Here is an 18692-nt window from a genome sequence, read left to right on the forward strand (position 1 = left end):
GTTTTTTCGTGTTTTTTACTGCGTGTTTTCCTGGATCGTCGTATCCGGATTGCTCTCGGCTTTCCGACGGAACTGGATATGCGTGAAAAAGACGTTGCGTATCTTGCGCGTCACCATATCGCGCACGCTTACCTCTTCTTCCTGTACCGGCTCCATCAGCGCGCGCTGCACCGCAAACACGCTTTGCGGCCGTTGCAGCGGATCGATCATCAGGCACCAACGCACCACCTGGATCAACTCCGGCGAATACAGGCCTTCCAGCTTGCGGAAATGCCCTTCCATCTTGTCGTTGACCTTGCGCTGATCCACCGGTTGCGGCGGCGCACCGACCATGCAGGCAAAAATCGAGGCGCCGATACTGTAAATGTCGGTCCATGGGCCCAGGTTGCCATTGCGCTCATATAGTTCGGCCGGAGCGAAACCGGGCGTATACATCGGGTACAGTTTAGGCGAATCGGAGCGCAGGGTCTGGCGGGCGGCGCCGAAGTCCAGCAGGATCGGCGTACCGTCAGCGCGCAAATAGATATTTGCCGGCTTCAGGTCCAGATGCAACAGCTTATGCGTATGCACCTCACGCAGGCCGTTCATCACGTGACGGAACATCTTGCGGATGAATTTTTCCGACACCAGCGGCTTTTCCCCTTTATCGCGGCGGCGCAGGATGTGTTCCTGCAGCGAGCGGCCGGACTCGTAGGCCATCACCATATACACCGTTTCATTGGCGCGGAAGAAATTGATAACGCTCACCACGTTCGGATGCGCGATGCGCGCCAAAGCGCGGCCTTCCTCGAAAAAGCACTTAAGGCCGATCCTGAAGGTCGGCAGGTTTTCCGGCGAAATTGCCGGCGCCAGTTCGCCCCACTGTCGTAACGCCAGCGAACTTGGCAGATATTCCTTGATGGCGACTGCGTTGCCATCTTCATCGTATGCCAGATAGACAATACTGAACCCGCCAGAAGCAATCTTCTTTACAATGCGGTATCCAGCAATTTTTAGCCCGTCAGGCAATGGTGCATTGTTTTGCGCGGCCATGCGATCCTACCCTAGTAATTGGTGTAAGGATTGTCTTGATAAATCGCTGACTTGTAAAGAAAAACCCTTGCAAACCAGAAACAAAGGACAGCATTTTGACTATCTGTAGCATGACAGGTTACGCCGTTACCAACCGCGAGACGGCCGCAGGCACGATTACCATCGAAATCAAGAGCGTCAACTCGCGCTTTCTCGACCTGCAATTCCGCATCAATGACGACCTGCGCTCGCTCGAACCGGCGTTGCGCGAGGCCATCATCGGCCGCATTGCGCGCGGCAAAGTCGAATGCCGGCTGAGTTTCGGGCGCAAGACGGCTTCCGGCGCATCGCAAGCCCTGAACACGACGCTACTGGCATCTCTTGTCGATTTGCAAAACGCAGTACGCCAGCAATTCATCGAAGCGGCGCCGTTCACCGTCAATGAATTGCTGCGCTGGCCCGGCGTCATCGAGGAGGCGGTGATCAGCCAGGATACATTACAGGCCGATATCCAGGCCACCATGAGCGCAACGCTGGAGGCATTTGTCGAGTCGCGCGCGCGCGAAGGCGCGGCCCTGCAAGCCACACTGATCACCCGAATCGATGCCATGGAAGCCATCGTACAGCGCATCACGCCGCTGGTACCGCAGGTGGTGGCGCAATTCCAGCAAAAAGCCATAGAGCGCATGCAAGAGGCACTGGGCCTGGCGCAACAGGACGCCAGTAACTCAGGCCTGTCGCGCGAAGAAGCGCTGGACCGGATTCGCCAGGAAGTCACCTTGTATGGCATCCGCATCGATATTGCCGAAGAATTATCCCGGCTAGCGGCGCACCTGGGCGAAACCCGTCATATCCTGAAAAAAGGCGGCCAGGTTGGCAAGCGCCTGGACTTCATGATGCAAGAGCTCAACCGCGAAGCCAACACCGTTGGCTCCAAGGCTGCGATCAAGGAACTCGCCGACGCCTCCATGGAATTGAAGCTGCTGATCGACCAGATGCGTGAGCAGGTGCAAAACCTCGAATAGCAAGCAGTCGTATCGCCGTAAACTAAAAAGCCGCTGCAGATATGACATCTGCAGCGGCTTTTTGCCTGATACCGGCAATTTCTCCCGGCGCTTACTTCGCGACGATGAAGTTCTTCAGTTCCTTGGTGCGCTGTACGGTGTGGCCGCGCATGCATCCCAGGAATTCGAGGTTACGAATAGAACCGCTCTCGTTGTAGGTATAGACGGCGTCACAATCCTTTTTACGGAAAGTGACCCAGGCACGCTGCGCCTCGATCAGCTTCTTCTTGACCTCGCCATAGCGCACGCCGTCCTGGTCAGGCTTGGTGATTTGCTGGACCAATTGCTGATAGGTGTCGTTCAAGGTTTTTTCATCTTTGTCGAATTCGGTCTTGGCGCAGGCATTCATTTCCAGGGTGTTGCTCTGCGACAGACAAGGGTCGACTTGGGCAAATGCTGCTGCGGGTAGTACCAGGCACAGGGCCATCAACATCTTACGCATACACTCTCCTTGTAGTAAGCCATCAATCAGCAATTAAAACTAAACGCTTAACCCAACTCTTCCAACCGGATCTTGGTCACCGAGCCAACCACGGTCGCCAGGGCTTCAATCTTTGCAATCGCCGCCTCGACATTTTTCTCCTGCGTCTGATGCGTCAGCATGATGATATCCGTACGGGTCTCGCCCGCTGCCGGCTCTTTTTGCAGCATGGCATCGATCGAAATCGACGAGTCTGCCAGAATCCGCGTGACATCGGCCAGCACCCCAGGCTGGTCGGCGACATGCATGCGCAGATAATAGCTGGTGGTGATTTCCGCCATCGGCAGGATCGGCGTGTCAGCCATGGCGTTCGGCTGGAATGCCAGATGCGGTACGCGATGCTCAGGATCGGCAGTCGCCAGGCGAGTGATGTCGACCAGGTCAGCGATCACCGCCGAAGCGGTAGGCTCGGCGCCAGCGCCTTTACCGTAGTACAGCGTATCGCCGACAGCATCGCCACGCACCAGCACCGCATTCATGGCGCCTTCAACGTTAGCGATCAGGCGCGCGCTCGGGATCAGTGTCGGATGTACGCGCAGCTCGATGCCGCCCGCAGTGCGCTTGGTAATGCCGAGCAGCTTGATGCGATAGCCGAGTTGTTCGGCGTAGCGGATATCGGTAGCCTGTAGCTTGGTAATGCCTTCCACGTGCGCTTTATTGAACTGCACCGGGATGCCGAACGCAATCGAAGCCATGATGGTCAGCTTGTGGGCGGCATCCACACCTTCGATATCGAAGGTAGGATCAGCTTCGGCATATCCCAAGCGTTGCGCTTCCTTCAGCACGACGTCAAAGTCGAGCCCCTTGTCGCGCATTTCGGACAGGATGAAATTGGTGGTGCCGTTGATGATGCCGGCGATCCATTGGATGCTGTTGGCGGTCAAGCCTTCGCGCAGTGCTTTAATGATAGGAATGCCGCCGGCAACCGCGGCTTCAAAGGCGACGATCACGCCCTTCTCCTGCGCCGCCTTGAAAATCTCGTTGCCATGCGTTGCAATCAGCGCCTTGTTGGCGGTGACCACATGCTTGCCGTTGGCGATCGCCTGCAGCACCAGATCCTTGGCGATACCGTAGCCGCCGATCAACTCGATGACGATATCGATATCGGGATTGTTGACTACCAGTTTGGCGTCGTTGACCACGGTGACTTCACCGTTGGTCAGCTGCCTGGCACGCTCGACGTCGAGATCGGCCACCATCGTAATCTCAATAGCTCTCCCTGCGCGCGCTGCAATCTCTTGCTGATTGCGCTTCAATACGTTAAACGTGCCGGAACCGACCGTACCTATGCCAAGCAAACCTACCTTGATGGATTTCATGATCTCTGTTGTCTGTGAAAAAATCTGATGATACCGGGCTGGCAGCTACACCAGTCCGACGTAAAAATAAACTCTAAACCCTATCTCAGGCAGTGCCATGCCGCCGGCGATAGCCCTCCAGGAAATTCGCAATGCGTCCCATCGATTCCGCCAGGTCGTCAGTGTTGGGCAAGAACACCACGCGGAAATGGTCCGGCGTCGGGCAGTTGAAACCGGTGCCTTGCACAATCAGCACGCGCTGCTCTGCCAGTAATTCATAGGCGAAATCCTGATCGTCTGCAATCGGATATATTTTCGGATCCAGGCGGGGGAACATGTACAGCGCAGCCTTCGGCTTGACGCAGGTCACGCCCGGGATATCGGTCAGCAACTTGTAGGCCATGTCGCGCTGGCGCGTCAAACGGCCGTGCGGCCCGACCAGGTCATTGATGCTCTGGTAGCCGCCCAGCGCAGTCTGGATTGCGTACTGGCCAGGCGCGTTGGCGCACAGGCGCATGGACGCCAGCATGTTCAGGCCTTCGATATAACTCTTGGCGTGTTTTTTCTCGCCTGACACCACCATCCAGCCGGCACGATAACCGCAGGAACGATAGTTTTTCGACAGGCCGTTAAAGGTAATGAACAGCACATCGTCGGCCAGCGAGGCCAGCGAGGTATGAGTCTCGCCGTCATACAGTACCTTGTCGTAGATCTCGTCGGCAAAAATAATCAGTTGATGCTGGCGTGCCAGATCGACGATCTGTTGCAGCAGCTCCACCGGATACAAAGCGCCGGTAGGATTATTCGGATTGATGACGACAATCGCGCGGGTATTCGAATTGATTTTCTTTTTGATATCTTCGATATCAGGAAACCAGCCGGCTTGCTCGTCGCAAACATAATGACGCGGTGTACCGCCCGACAGGCTGACCGCGGCGGTCCAAAGCGGATAGTCCGGCGCCGGCACCAGCACTTCGTCGCCAGTGTTGAGCAAGGCATTCATGCTCATCACGATCAGTTCCGACGCGCCGTTACCCAGGTAGATGTCGTCAATCGTGACGCCCTGGATATTCTTTTGCTGGCAATAATGCATCACCGACTTGCGCGGCGCAAACATGCCTTTGGAATCGGTATAACCCGAAGCGTTGCCCATGTTGAGAATCATGTCCTGCACGATTTCATCGGGCGGCTCGAAACCGAACACGGCCAGGTTGCCGATGTTCAGCTTGATGATCTTATGACCTTCTTCCTCCATTTGCCGCGCCTTTTCCAACACCGGGCCGCGAATGTCATAACAAACGTCATCTAGTTTTTTCGATTTTTGAATCGGTCGCACAGCACAATTCCTTGTATTTTACGCAACATTATCGAGCTTTAAAAAGCTGTCTGGAAAATTGAGGTATCGTCACACTTGATTACGTGCGCCGCAGCAAATGCAAGCAATAGCCCCTTGTAAGGGCCTCCCAAGCTATTTCACGACTTTTCAGACAGCTTTCTGGCAGTGCACAAATCACTGCCCGAACCACCCATTCTGCCGAAAGCGTGAGGTTTTATCAATCAATAACGCAAGTTCCGCGACGGAAAACGCTACAATGCAGCACTTTATTTTCCATTTTCCGGAAATTTGCACATCGTCTGCGGTCTATCCTGTGGTTTTGCTAATTATTGGCGGGTAGGATTTTTCCCTCAACGAGTAAAGATAATGCAATGAAGCTACATACCACATCGACCCAACAGTATCAGACAGTCACGGCCTACGACGACAAGGGCGTGGAAATCAACGCCGTCCGCTACGAGCACAGCTTGCTGGTGCTGCCTGAGGTGGCGCCGGTGGCATGGCCAGTCAGCAGTTTCGACGCCCTCCATGCCGAGCATTTTGCCCATATAGACAGCACCCGGCCCGACGTCGTGATCCTTGGCACCGGTTCGCGCCAACGTTTTGTGCACCCGAAACTGACCACGGTGCTGACCTCGCGCCGCATCGGCGTCGAGTGCATGGACAACAAGGCCGCTTGCCGGACTTACAACATTTTAATGGCCGAGGGACGTAAAGTCGCCCTGGCCTTGATTTTCGATACCAACAAGGAAACCGCCCAAGATGCGTGAACTGCACAAATCAAAAACTTTCGTCTGGCTGCTGTTCCTGTTGTTCTGCATCATCTGGTTTTACATGCTTGGCGCCCGTACGCTGGTGCCGACCGATGAAGGCCGCTACGCCGAAATGGCGCGTGAAATGGTCGCCACCGGCGACTGGATTACCTTACGGCTGAATGGCCTCAAATATTTTGAAAAACCACCGCTGCAAACCTGGATGAATGCGCTCACGTTCGAGCTGTTTGGCCTGGGTGAATGGCAGGCACGTTTGTGGACTGGTTTGTGCGGCTTGCTGGGCGTGGTGCTGGTGTCGTTCACCGGCACCCGCATGTTCTCTGCGCGCATCGGTTTCTATGCGGCGCTGGTGCTTGGCTCCAGCTTCCTGTGGGCCGGCCTTGGCCACATCAACACGCTGGACATGGGCTTGTCCGGCATGATGACGATTTCCTTGTGCGCCCTGTTGCTGGCGCAGCGCAGCGAAATAAGCCATAGCGAACAACGCAACTGGATGCTGCTGTGCTGGGCCGGCATGGCGCTGGCTGTATTGTCGAAAGGCTTGATCGGCTTGCTCATACCCGGTGCGGTATTGGTGTTGTACACCCTGTTTTCGCGCGACTGGTCGATCTGGAAGCGCTTGCACCTGGTATTGGGCCTGATCCTGTTCTTTCTCATCACGACACCCTGGTTCGTGCTGATTTCGATGAAAAATCCGGAATTCCCGCAATTCTTCTTTATCCACGAACAATTCCAGCGCTTCACCACCAAGATTCATAACCGCTATGGCCCGCCCTACTACTTCGTCCCTATCCTGATATTGGGTATCGTGCCGTGGCTTGGCGTCTTGTTCCAAAGCTTGTGGAACGGCGCGCACGAACGTAGCGCGGCATCCGGCTTCCAGCCGAAGAAAATGCTGTTGATCTATAGCATATTCATTTTCGTCTTCTTCAGCATTTCCGACTCCAAGCTGCCGTCTTACATCCTCCCGATCTTCCCGGCGCTGGCGCTGTTGATTGCCTGCCATCTGGATAACGCCAGCAACAAGTCGGTACAAGCCTCGGCGTGGCTGCTGCTGGTGCCGGCGATCGCCGGCCTGGTGTTATCCTCCAAAATCCCGACACTGGCCAAGGACGCTTACACCCTGCCATTGATGCAAGCCCACGTGCCTTGGGTTTTCGCCGCATCGGTAGTTGCCTTTATCGGCGGCATAGCAGCATTGATGCTGGTGCGCCGTCAACGCGAATGGGCCATCGTCGCCCTGGCTGCCAGCGGCTTCATCGGTGGCCAGCTGTTGATGTACGGTCACGATCCGCAAGGACGTTATTCCGCCGGGATCGACCTGGTGCCTGCCATCAATGCAGAAATGACGCCGCAAACCACGCTGTACGTGGTCGGCAAATACGAGCAGGCGCTGCCGTTCTACCTGCGCCGCACCATGACCATGGTGCAGCATAAGGATGAACTGGAGTTCGGCATCGGCCAGCAACCGGAGCTGTGGATCCCGACTATCGATGCCTTCGCCACCAAATGGACCGCCGATCACGTCGCCGGCAAGAAGGATATCGCCATCATCCGCCCGGAAAACTATCGCGACCTGGAACAGCGCGGGGTCCCGATGCGTGTCATCGGCCAGGATCCGCGCCGTGTCGTGGTGACCAACCAGGGGATTCCTGCAGCGCCAGCGACAGCAGCTCCTGCTGCTACGACTGAGCCAGCGCCTGCAGCAGAGGCATCGGCCCCGTCTTCCGCGCCGGCTGCGCCCTACTAACCAGCGACACACATGAATCTGACTACATTTGCCTTTATCTTCACCGGCGTCTGCCTCAACGCCGTGGCGCAACTCTTGCTGAAAGCCGGCACCAACGCGGTCGGCGTCATCAGCCTGACGCCGCAGAACTGGTTTGCCACCGGCATCAAGCTGGCCACCCAATTGCCGATTCTCGGTGGCCTGACTTGCTACGTCATTTCGCTGATAGTCTGGATTATCGGCCTGTCGCGGGTTGACGTTACCATTGCCTATCCTATGCTGTCGCTGGGCTATGTCATCAGCGCTGTCGGCGCCTGGTATTTCCTGGGCGAAGCCGTATCGGCGCAACGGTTGATGGCAATCGGCGTCATTATTGTCGGCGTGGTAATGCTGACCCGTAGTTAAACTTCGCGGTTAGACTTATACATTTACATAAGCTGTCGATTGTTTCGTCACTGATATCGTCACTATTTCCGTCAAACTTACATCGGATTTCACAACCAATATGAGCCAACAACCCTTCCTGCCGTTTGCCAAACCCACCATCGACGAAGCCACGATCGCAGCGGTCGGCGATGTCTTGCGTTCCGGTTGGATTACCAGCGGCCCCAAGGTGCAGGCATTCGAAGCGCAGTTGTCCGAATATTTCGGCGGCCGTCCGGTGCGCACCTTCAATTCCGGCACCTGCACCATGGAAATCGCCTTGCGCATCGCCGGCATCGGTGTTGGCGATGAAGTCATCACCACGCCGATTTCCTGGGTTGCCACTGCCAACGTGATTATTGAAACCGGTGCTACGCCGGTGTTCGCCGACATCGATCCGGTCACCCGCAATATCGACCTGGCTCAGGTAGAAGCCGCCATCACACCGCGTACCAAGGCCATCATTCCGGTCTACCTGTCGGGTCTGCCGGTGGATATGGATCGCCTGTACGCGCTGGCAAAAAAACATGATCTGCGTGTAGTGGAAGACGCCGCACAAGCGTTGGGATCGACCTGGAACGGCAAACGCATCGGCGCCCTCGGCGACTTCGTCTCGTTCAGCTTCCAGGCCAACAAGAACATCACGTCATCTGAAGGCGGCTGCCTGGTGCTGAACAATGCCGAAGAAGCACGTCTCGCAGAAAAATATCGGCTGCAAGGCGTTACCCGCAGCGGTTTCGACGGTCTCGATGTCGATGTCCTCGGCGGCAAATTCAACATGACCGACGTTGCGGCAGCCATCGGCCTCGGCCAGTTTGCCCATATCGAAGCGATTACTGCCCACCGGCGCGAGCTGGCGCAGTACTACTTCACCTGTTTCGGCAGCGATTTTGAAGCGAAATACGGCGCGCAGTTGCCGGTTGCCGATTTCGACAACAGCAACTGGCACATGTTCCAGCTGGTGCTGCCGGAGCGTAAGGATGGCAAACCGGCGCGCGCCACTTTCATGGAGCAGATGCAAGAACGCGGCATCGGCATCGGCTACCACTATCCGGCGATCCACTTGCTCAGCATGTACCGTGCACGCGGCTTCAAGGAAGGCATGTTCCCGATCTCGGAAAAGGTCGGCCGCCTGATCGTCTCGCTGCCAATGTTTAATGTGATGACGAAGAACGATGTCGAACGTGCAGTTTCGGCGGTAAAATCCGTGCTTCAACAAAACCAATAAAAGCTTGATGAAACCAGAACTTTCCGTCGTCATCCCGGTATACAACGAGGAATCGGGCCTCGCCAAACTGTTCGAGCGCCTCTACCCGGCGCTTGATGCACTTGGCATCAGCTATGAAATCCTGTACGTCAACGACGGCAGCCGCGACAAATCGGCGGCGATCCTGGCCGAGCAATTCCGCTTGCGCCCGGACGTTACCCGCGTGGTCCTGTTCAACGGCAATTTCGGCCAGCATATGGCTATACTGGCAGGCTTTGAAGCCACCCGCGGCGAAATTGTCGTGACGCTCGACGCCGACCTGCAAAATCCGCCGGAAGAAATCGGCAACCTGGTCGCCAAGATCCATGAGGGCTACGATTACGTCGGCTCGATCCGCCGCAAGCGACAGGATTCAGCCTGGCGCACGATTGCTTCCAAGGCCATGAATGTGCTGCGTGAAAAAATCACCGGCATCAGTATGACGGACCAGGGCAACATGCTGCGCGCTTATGGCCGCAACGTGGTCGACCTGATCAACCAATGCAAGGAGGTCAACACCTTCGTGCCAGCGCTGGCCTACACCTTCGCCCGCAACGAGACCGAAATCGTGGTCGAGCATGAAGAACGCTCGGCCGGCGAATCGAAGTACTCGCTGTATAGCCTGATCCGCCTGAATTTCGACCTGGTCACCGGCTTTTCGATTGTGCCCCTGCAACTATTTTCGCTGATCGGGATTATCCTGTCGTTCGCTTCAGGGGCGCTGTTTGCGATTCTGGTGGTGCGCCGCTTCCTGTTCGGCGCCGAGGTGCAAGGGGTGTTCACGCTGTTCGCGTTTGCCTTCTTCCTGATGGGCATGATCCTGTTCGGCATCGGCCTGGTCGGCGAATATGTCGGCCGTATTTATCAGCAAGTGCGAGCCCGGCCACGTTATGTGGTGCAAGCCATGCTGGAACAATCCTCGGCCGAGGATAAAGAGACATCATGAGAGCCGTCGTTTTCGCCTATCACAATGTCGGTGTGCGCTGCCTGAAAGTCTTGCTGGCGCGTGGTGTCGACATCGCGCTGGTCATTACCCACGAAGACAATCCGGCTGAAACCATCTGGTTCGAGTCGGTCTCCGCTTTGTGCAAGCAACATGGCATCCCAGCGATCGCCCCGAGCGATCCTGCCGCGCCTGAGTTGCTGGCCCAGGTTGCCGCCTTGCAGCCGGATTTCATCTTCAGTTTCTATTACCGTCACATGCTGCCAGTCGCCTTGCTGGCGCTGGCCAAACACGGCGCCTACAATATGCACGGCTCCCTGTTGCCGAAATATCGCGGCCGGGTACCAATCAATTGGGCGGTCTTGCATGGCGAAACCGAAACCGGCGCCACGCTGCATGAAATGGCTGCCAAGCCCGACGCCGGCGCTATCGTGGCGCAAACCTCGGTGCCGATTCTGCCCGACGACACCGCCTACGAAGTATTCGGCAAAGTCGTGGTTGCCGCCGAACAGACGCTGTGGAATGTGCTGCCGGCCATGCTGGCAGGAAAAATCCCCAGGTTGCCGAACGATCTGTCGCAAGGTAGTTATTTCGGCGGACGCAAGCCGGAAGATGGCAAAATCGACTGGAATCAACCTGCGCATGAGGTCTACAATCTGTATCGCGCAGTCGCGCCGCCCTATCCCGGCGCATGGACTATTATCAAAGAGCGCACTTTTATTATCGGAAAAGCACAATTATCGGCCAACTTGATCGAAAATCTGCCCGCAAATTTGCCTCGGGGCTTGGCGGTAGTGGATAATCGCATTGTTGGCGTTTGCGGCGATGGCCGCGCGCTGTTGATTAACGAATTGCTGGCGGATGGCGAGACCGTAACGCCAGAAGCATTACAAAACATCCTTTTATAAAACCGGCTGCATGATTCTGCGGGCACGGCGGGAGTTATTGATTACCCTGCCTGCCAAGAACTGCAGCGTTTGAAATTCCGCCTTGCGGAATGCCAATCCAACAACAATAGATCACTATGAAAAAAGTCCTCATCCTCGGCGTCAACGGTTTCATCGGCCACCACCTGTCCAAGCGCATTCTGGAAACGACCGACTGGCACGTCTACGGCATGGACATGATGACTGACCGCATCCGCGATCTGCTGGACAACGATGCCTATAAGTCGCGCATGCATTTCTTCGAGGGTGACATCACCATCAACAAGGAATGGGTTGAGTACCACGTCAAGAAATGCGATGTGATCCTGCCGCTGGTGGCGATCGCCACACCGTCGACTTACGTCAAGCAGCCGCTGCGTGTATTCGAACTTGACTTTGAAGCCAACCTGCCTATCGTGCGTTCAGCTGCCAAGTACGGCAAGCACTTGGTATTCCCGTCGACGTCGGAAGTGTATGGCATGTGCCACGACGAAGAATTCGATCCGGAGCAATCCGAACTGATCTGCGGCCCGATCAACAAACCACGCTGGATCTACTCCTGCGCCAAGCAATTGATGGATCGCGTGATCTGGGGCTATGGCATGGAAGAAGGCTTGAATTTCACGCTGTTCCGTCCGTTCAACTGGATCGGCGCCGGCCTTGATTCGATTCATACCCCGAAGGAAGGCAGCTCACGCGTAGTAACCCAGTTCTTCGGTCATATCGTGCGCGGCGAAAATATCTCCCTGGTCGATGGCGGCCAGCAAAAACGTGCCTTCACTTACATTGATGACGGCATCGACGCCCTGATCAAGATCATCGCCAACAAGGACGGCATTGCCAGCGGCAAGATCTACAACATCGGCAATCCGGTCAACAACTACTCGATCCGCGACCTGGCCGACATGATGCTGAAACTGGCGACTGAATATCCTGAATACGCCGACTCGGCGAAGAAGGTCAAACTGATCGAGACCACTTCAGCTGCGTACTACGGCAAAGGCTATCAAGACGTGCAAAATCGCGTGCCGAAAATCACCAACACATGCGACGAACTGAACTGGCAGCCGACCACCACCATGGCCGACACCTTGCGCAATATTTTTGATGCATACCGCGGCCAGGTGGCTGAAGCTCGCGCCTTGATGGATTAAACAAACTTGCCCCTTCTCACCTTAAAAATCGACGCCGACACCTATCGCGGCACACGTGAAGGGGTACCGAATCTGGTGCGCCTGTTGAGCAAATACCAGGCTCGCGCCACTTTTCTGTTTTCGCTCGGGTACGACCATACCGGCTGGGCGCTGAAACAAGTGTTTCGGCCCGGCTTTTTCCAAAAGGTGTCGCGCACTTCGGTGGTCGAACATTACGGCCTCAAGACCCTGATGTACGGCGTGCTGCTGCCGGCCCCGGATATCGGCAAGACCTGTGCAAGCTATATGCAGGCGGTACGCGACGCCGGTTTCGAGTGCGGCGTCCACACTTGGGATCACCGCGTGTGGCAAGACCATGTGCGGCAGCGCGGCGCCGACTGGACCAGCCAGCAGATGCAACGTTCGTTCGACCGCTTCGCGCAGATTTTCGGCCAGCCGCCGAAAACCCACGGCGCCGCCGGCTGGCAAATGAATCCCTACGCCTTCGAGCAGCTGGAAAAATTCGGTATTGCCTATTCCTCCGACGGCCGCGCCATGCTGAACGATGATGGCGCCCTGGCCGACGCCGCGGCCGGACCGCATCGCTTGCAGGTGAATGGCAAGACCCTGGCATGCATACAACTGCCGACCACCTTGCCGACGCTGGATGAATTATTGGGCAGGAGTTTCAACGGCGTTGAGCTGACGCCGGCAAATATCGCAGCCCATATCCTGGCCCTGACCGCAACGCCGCGCGATCATGTATTTACTCTGCATGCAGAGCTTGAAGGCCAAAAACTCGCCCCCATATTTGAACAATTGCTGCAGGGCTGGCAGGCACAGGGCTATGATCTGGTCGCGATGGAAGATTATTATCGACATGTCAAAGACCTGGCATTACCCACTGTCCCGCTGACATGGGCGGAGTTGCCGGGACGATCGGGTGAGATGATCATGCAGGCGCAGGCATAAAAGAGGCATCTCCTGATCATTTCCTGCATTGCAAAGGTAGCTTTTGATTGAGACTTCGTTTTTTAGTCAGTTGGGAGACAGAGTAATTCGCCGCGCGTCGGCGGCTCTTAAACTCTTTCCCGCAACTTATCATCTTAGTGAACAGGACAATACAGTGGCTGACAATCCATCCATCATCAACATGACGGTGCCCGACTTCTCTGCAGCCATGACCGGCGAGCAGACATTCCAGTTGTCGAACTACCACGGTCAAAAAATAGTGTTGTATTTTTATCCCAAGGACAATACGCCTGGCTGCACAACCGAGGCTATCCAGTTCCGCGACTTGTATGCGGAATTTCAACGTAACAACACCCTGATATTCGGCGTCAGCCGCGACAGCATTCGCTCTCACGAAGGTTTCAAGGGCAAATTGGGACTGCCGTTCGACCTGATTGCCGATCCCGACGAAGCCCTGTGCGCTATGTTCAACGTCATGAAAATGAAAAATATGTACGGCAAGCAAGTGCGCGGCATCGAGCGCAGCACGTTTGTGATTGACGCCGCCGGCACATTGGTGAAAGAATGGCGTGGAGTGAAGGTGCCATCACATGTTGAGGAAGTATTGGAGTTTGTAAGTCATTGAATTCAAAAAAAATTATTTCTGGAAGCCGTTTGCGGACAAGGCCTGAGGGCCTTCCCAAACGGCTTTTTTACTTTTTAATTTGTAAATTCCTATCCGAGCCTGTTGTCCATTGATGTTTTCTAATTATATTTTTGTTGTTGGTGCCGTTGCTTCACCCGTTTGGTCCGGTTCGTGTTATCACCAAAGCGAACACTTTTTTCATCTTTAAAGCGAGGTTCTGATGCCCTTACCAAAATTACCGACCAAACCCGCTGCTTTACTGTCCGTTCAAGATTATCCGAAAGCGGAAGCCGGCAAAGCCGTCAAACCACGTATCGCCGTAGTTGAACCGATTACCCGTAACAAAGAAGTTGCTCCACAAGCACGCAACAAAACAGTAGAAAACCGTAAAACCGGCAAGGCCCCCGCGGAAAATTCGCGTGCCGTTGCCGACAAATCCGCGAAACCGGCCGAAGGCCACATCCGACCGAAATCGATGACCAGTCGTGCCGCCGACAAAACTGGCGTGACCAAATTATTCGTGCTGGACACCAACGTCCTGATGCACGATCCAACGTCCCTGTTCCGTTTTGAAGAACATGACATCTACCTGCCGATGGTGACGCTGGAGGAACTCGATAACCACAAGAAAGGCATGTCGGAAGTCGCACGTAACGCGCGCCAGGTATCCCGTTCGCTGGATGCGCTGGTAGGCGATGTGGTCGACGATCAGATCGACCATGGTATTCCTTTGTCGAAACTCGGCAACAAGGACGCCAAGGGCCGCCTGTTCTTCCAGACCAAGCTGCAAAATGCCGATCTGCCTGAAGGTTTGCCGGTTGGTAAAGCCGACAACCAGATTCTCGGCGTAGTGCGTGGACTGGAAGCCGAGTCGCCTGGCCGTGCCGTAGTGCTGGTGTCGAAAGACATCAACATGCGCATCAAGGCGCGGGCGATGGGCTTGCCGGCAGAAGATTATTTCAACGACCATGTGCTGGAAGACACCGACCTGCTGTATTCGGGTATTCAGCAATTGCCGGACGATTTCTGGATCAAGCACGGCAAGGGCATCGAATCCTGGCAGGAAAACAAGCATGGCACCGGCTATACTTACTATCGCCTGAGCGGGCCGCTGGTACCGTCGTTGCTGGTCAATCAGTTCGTCTTCATCGAACCGAAAAACGGCGAGCCTGCGTTCTACGGACAAGTCACCCAGATCAACGGCAAGACGGCAGTACTGCAAACCTTGCGCGATTACGGCCACGCCAAGAACAGTGTGTGGGGCATTACCGCGCGCAACCGTGAGCAGAATTTCGCGTTGAACCTGCTGATGAATCCGGATTGCGACTTCGTCACCTTGCTGGGTCAGGCCGGCACCGGTAAAACCTTGCTGGCACTGGCGGCTGGTCTGGCCCAGGTGCTGGAAACCAAGACTTACAACGAAATCATCGTGACCCGCGTCACGGTGCCGGTCGGTGAGGATATCGGTTTCCTGCCAGGTACTGAAGAAGAGAAGATGGGGCCGTGGATGGGCGCCTTCGACGACAATCTGGAAGTGCTCAACAAATCCGATTCGGATGCCGGCGAATGGGGTCGCGCCGCCACCCAGGATCTGATTCGTTCGCGTATCAAGATCAAGTCGCTCAACTTCATGCGCGGCCGTACTTTCGTCAACAAGTTCCTGATCATCGACGAAGCGCAAAACCTGACGCCGAAGCAAATCAAAACGTTGGTCACACGTGCCGGCCCTGGCACCAAGATCATCTGCCTCGGTAATATCGCCCAGATCGATACGCCTTACCTGACTGAAGGCTCGAGCGGCCTGACGTATGTTGTCGATCGTTTCAAGGGCTGGTCGCACAGCGGCCATGTGACGCTGGCGCGCGGTGAACGTTCGCGCCTGGCCGATCATGCCAGCGATGTGCTGTAAGAAATGTTGTAAAAAATGTTGTAAGAATCGCTAACAGCTAGCGCAGAGATGCGCTGGCCGGATGGCTGAACGGGTGCAGTTCAATTTCGGTTGAATTGCACCCGTTTTTATTTGATGATGTGATATTCAGCCATCTTCCGTGGCGAAACCAGCCGAAGAGTACGCCAATGAAACTCGCCATTCTTTCCGACATTCACGCCAACATCTGGGCGCTGGAAGCCGTTCTGGCCGACATCAAGAAGCAAGGGGTGGATTTGATCGTCAACGCCGGCGACATCCTGTCCGGGCCGCTGGAACCCGCAGCGACCGCAGATTTATTGATGCCGCTGCAATTGCCAACCATTCGCGGCAACCACGAGCGCCAGTTGCTTGCCTGCGAACAGCAAGCCGGCCATCCCAGCGACCAGTTCGCGTTTGAACACACGACGCAGGCGCAGCGCGACTGGATCAAAGGATTGCCAGGCACACTGGTTATCTCCGACGAGGTTTTCATGTGCCACGGCACGCCAGCCAGTGATTTGGTTTACTTCCTTGAACAGGTCGACCGGCGTGGCTGCCGCATGGCCGCCGCTGCCGATATTGAAACCCGTGCTACCGGCATCACGCATAGCCTGATCATTTGTGGACATACACACAAGCCACGTGCCTACGCTATCTCCGGCGAACGCGTGGTGGTCAATCCCGGCAGCGTCGGCTTGCAAGCTTATGACGACGACCAGCCCTACTTCCACGCCATCGAGAACGGCAGCCCGCATGCCCGTTATGCCATTTGCGAACAAAGCGCGCATGGCTGGAATGTCATGCATCTGAATATCAGTTACGACCATCACAAGGCCGCCGCCACAGCGCTAAAGAACGGCAGGAGCGACTGGGCGACGTGGCTGTCGACCGGAAGAGTCTAAGCAAGAGCCTGAGCAAACCGGGCAAAAAAAAAACGGCGCATCGAACTCGATGCGCCGCAACCTTAAGACACTGCTAGAACTCAGAATGCCACAGGACGCCACTTAAGCAAACGTTTTTCCAGCGTCGTCAGCAAGTAATCCGCAGCCAGAGCCACCACTGCCAACACGATCATCGCTGCAAACACGCCGCTGGCATTGAAAGCGCCTTGTGCGGTTGATATCAACAGGCCGATACCTTGCTTGGAACCGAGGAATTCACCCACTACCGCACCCACCAGGGCAAAACCGAAACTCACGTGCAGACTCGCCAGGATCCAGCTCAATGCGGAAGGAATCACCACCGACATCGTGACCTGGCGCGGCGATGCGCCGAGAATCTGCGCATTGGCAATCATGTAACGGTCGGCTTCACGCACACCTTGGAAAGCATTGCCGAACACCACGAAGAACACCATCACCACCGCCAGCGCAACTTTGGAGGCCATCCCCAAACCCAGCGCGATGACGAAAATCGAGCCCAGCACCACCCGTGGAATCGAATTGGCAACCTGGATATAAATACTGAAGACATCGGATAACAATTTATTACGGCCGAGCAAAATACCGCAAATAACGCCGGCCACAGAACCGATCAGGAATCCCAACACTGTTTCTTCCAGCGTCACCAGCACCTGGGTCCATAACGGACCTTGCGAGGTGCCTTCCATGATCCAGTCATAGATTTGCACCACGATCAGCGAAGGTTGCGAAAAGAAGAATGGATCTATCCATTGCAGTCTTGCCGCCAGTTCCCAGCCGCCTAGCGTAAAAATCAGGATGCCGAGGCGCAGTGACATCACCAGCCAATAACGTTGCTTGATTTTTCGTTGCGCCTCTAGTTCGACAGTGGCCAGGCTGGCAGCGCTGAGCTTGTCGATTGCTTGTACTTGATTCATGGTAATTGCCTTTTTGCTTCCGCCTGGGTCGATATTGATATTGATATCGATCTCAACCTGGCGACAGTATGTAAATGGATAAAGCCAAGGATTAGCTGATGTGCACTTCTTCGCGCAGATCGGCCCAGATCTTGCGCGAGATATCGATGAAGCGCTGTTCATAGCGCACTTCCGACATCACCCGTGGGCGCGGCAGATCGATCTCGTACACACTCTTCAAGGTCGCAGGACGCGCGGTCAAGACATAGACTTTGTCGGCCAGCGCAATCGCCTCTTCCAGGTCATGGGTGACGAATACCACCGAACCGGCTTGCGACGACCACAATTGCAGCAACTCGTCTTGCATCAGGGTGCGGGTCTGCATGTCGAGCGCGCTGAAAGGTTCGTCCATCAACAAAATTTCAGGGCTGTTGATAAACGTCTGCGCCAGCGCGACGCGCTTGCGCATGCCGCCGGACAATTGATGCGGGTAGTGATTGGCGAACTTGTCGAGGCCGACACGGCGTATCCATTCTTCGGCCAGGGCATAAGCGGCGTCTTTCGGCTTGCCACGAAACAGCGGTCCGGCTGCTACGTTGTGCAGCACGCTGCGCCAAGGGAATACAGCGTCGTTCTGGAATACAAAACCAATCCGCGGATCGATGCCGCTGACCGGTTCGCCCATGATGCGCACCTCGCCCACGGTCGGCTTGAGCAACCCGGTGATCATGCTCAGCGTCGTCGATTTACCGCAGCCGGTCGGCCCCACGATAGCGACGAACTCGCCGCGCGCCACGCTCATGGTGAAATCACGCAACGCCACGGTGGCCTTACCGTCAGGGGAAATGAAACGGCACGACACGTTGCGCAGCTCGATGGCGGGCGTGTCCCGCAAAACCTGAGGTGCTGACGACGATGCCGCAGGTTGTGCGTTTGTTGCCGATGTTGCTTGAATCGTTGCTTGAGTCATTTGAAGTTCCTTCTTGTCCAGATCGGAGCCATCCCGA

Annotated in this window: 18 protein-coding genes; 12 read left to right on the forward strand and 6 right to left on the reverse strand. The window is 55.7% G+C overall.

The genetic code is table 11. The annotated features are described in order from the left end of the window. Window positions 1–15 precede the first annotated feature (15 nt). A complete protein-coding gene (locus BM205_RS02300) occupies window positions 16–1032 on the reverse strand; it encodes a serine/threonine protein kinase (protein WP_014006434.1) in 1017 nt (338 codons plus the stop codon). Window positions 1033–1127: 95 nt separating this feature from the next. Between BM205_RS02300 and BM205_RS02305 the strand changes: the two genes are divergently transcribed. After that, a complete protein-coding gene (locus BM205_RS02305; RefSeq protein ID WP_254783697.1) occupies window positions 1128–2036 on the forward strand; it encodes a YicC/YloC family endoribonuclease in 909 nt (302 codons plus the stop codon). A 91-nt stretch (window positions 2037–2127) separates the two neighbouring features. On the opposite strand, the gene BM205_RS02310 is transcribed toward BM205_RS02305, so the two are convergent. The 3 genes from BM205_RS02310 to BM205_RS02320 form a co-directional block, all read right to left on the reverse strand. Continuing rightward, window positions 2128–2517, reverse strand: a complete 390-nt coding sequence (locus tag BM205_RS02310; RefSeq protein WP_092412107.1) for a lysozyme inhibitor LprI family protein — start codon at window positions 2515–2517, stop codon at window positions 2128–2130. Between the two features lie 47 nt (window positions 2518–2564). Beyond that, window positions 2565–3875, reverse strand: a complete 1311-nt coding sequence (locus BM205_RS02315) for a homoserine dehydrogenase (protein WP_092412109.1) — start codon at window positions 3873–3875, stop codon at window positions 2565–2567. An 85-nt stretch (window positions 3876–3960) separates the two neighbouring features. After that, window positions 3961–5190: a pyridoxal phosphate-dependent aminotransferase gene (locus tag BM205_RS02320; protein WP_092412111.1), complete on the reverse strand. Its 1230-nt coding sequence runs from the start codon at window positions 5188–5190 to the stop codon at window positions 3961–3963. Between the two features lie 371 nt (window positions 5191–5561). On the opposite strand from BM205_RS02320, the gene BM205_RS02325 reads away from it, so the two are divergent. The 11 genes from BM205_RS02325 (at window position 5562) to BM205_RS02375 (ending at window position 16771) form a co-directional block, all read left to right on the forward strand. Next, window positions 5562–5960, forward strand: a complete 399-nt coding sequence (locus BM205_RS02325) for an Mth938-like domain-containing protein (RefSeq protein WP_092412113.1) — start codon at window positions 5562–5564, stop codon at window positions 5958–5960. Beyond that, window positions 5953–7713 carry a glycosyltransferase family 39 protein gene (locus BM205_RS02330; protein ID WP_092412115.1) on the forward strand — a complete coding sequence of 587 codons (1761 nt, stop codon included), beginning with the start codon at window positions 5953–5955 and terminating at the stop codon, window positions 7711–7713. Before BM205_RS02325 ends, BM205_RS02330 begins: the two co-directional genes overlap by 8 nt. A gap of 12 nt (window positions 7714–7725) precedes the next feature. Further along, window positions 7726–8097: an EamA family transporter gene (locus BM205_RS02335; RefSeq protein WP_092412117.1), complete on the forward strand. Its 372-nt coding sequence runs from the start codon at window positions 7726–7728 to the stop codon at window positions 8095–8097. A gap of 100 nt (window positions 8098–8197) precedes the next feature. Beyond that, on the forward strand, window positions 8198–9343 hold the full coding sequence (locus tag BM205_RS02340) for a DegT/DnrJ/EryC1/StrS family aminotransferase (protein WP_092412119.1): 1146 nt from the start codon (window positions 8198–8200) through the stop codon (window positions 9341–9343). A 7-nt stretch (window positions 9344–9350) separates the two neighbouring features. Further along, entirely contained in the window at window positions 9351–10307 is a 957-nt protein-coding gene (locus BM205_RS02345) for a glycosyltransferase (RefSeq protein ID WP_092412120.1), read from the forward strand. After that, window positions 10304–11212, forward strand: a complete 909-nt coding sequence (locus BM205_RS02350) for a formyltransferase (RefSeq protein ID WP_092412122.1) — start codon at window positions 10304–10306, stop codon at window positions 11210–11212. Before BM205_RS02345 ends, BM205_RS02350 begins: the two co-directional genes overlap by 4 nt. Window positions 11213–11328: 116 nt before the next feature. Then, window positions 11329–12384: a bifunctional UDP-4-keto-pentose/UDP-xylose synthase gene (locus tag BM205_RS02355; RefSeq protein WP_092412124.1), complete on the forward strand. Its 1056-nt coding sequence runs from the start codon at window positions 11329–11331 to the stop codon at window positions 12382–12384. A 6-nt stretch (window positions 12385–12390) separates the two neighbouring features. Continuing rightward, on the forward strand, window positions 12391–13335 hold the full coding sequence (locus BM205_RS02360) for a polysaccharide deacetylase family protein (protein WP_092412126.1): 945 nt from the start codon (window positions 12391–12393) through the stop codon (window positions 13333–13335). Between the two features lie 154 nt (window positions 13336–13489). Beyond that, entirely contained in the window at window positions 13490–13960 is a 471-nt protein-coding gene (locus BM205_RS02365; RefSeq protein WP_092412128.1) for a peroxiredoxin, read from the forward strand. Window positions 13961–14180: 220 nt separating this feature from the next. Then, window positions 14181–15869 carry a PhoH family protein gene (locus tag BM205_RS02370; protein WP_092412130.1) on the forward strand — a complete coding sequence of 563 codons (1689 nt, stop codon included), beginning with the start codon at window positions 14181–14183 and terminating at the stop codon, window positions 15867–15869. A gap of 167 nt (window positions 15870–16036) precedes the next feature. Then, the gene (locus BM205_RS02375; RefSeq protein WP_092412132.1) at window positions 16037–16771 is read left to right on the forward strand and encodes a metallophosphoesterase family protein; all 735 of its coding nucleotides are present in this window, start codon (window positions 16037–16039) and stop codon (window positions 16769–16771) included. 80 nt (window positions 16772–16851) lie between these two features. Here BM205_RS02375 and BM205_RS02380 read toward each other — a convergent pair whose 3' ends face one another. Together BM205_RS02380 and BM205_RS02385 are read right to left on the reverse strand one after the other, a co-directional pair. Then, window positions 16852–17706 carry an ABC transporter permease gene (locus tag BM205_RS02380; protein WP_092412134.1) on the reverse strand — a complete coding sequence of 285 codons (855 nt, stop codon included), beginning with the start codon at window positions 17704–17706 and terminating at the stop codon, window positions 16852–16854. A 91-nt stretch (window positions 17707–17797) separates the two neighbouring features. Then, complete coding sequence (locus BM205_RS02385) at window positions 17798–18655, reverse strand: ABC transporter ATP-binding protein (protein ID WP_254783698.1); 858 nt, start codon at window positions 18653–18655, stop codon at window positions 17798–17800. Between the last annotated feature and the right edge of the window lie 37 nt (window positions 18656–18692).

Source organism: Collimonas sp. OK307 (assembly GCF_900113705.1).
GTDB lineage: Bacteria > Pseudomonadota > Gammaproteobacteria > Burkholderiales > Burkholderiaceae_D > Collimonas.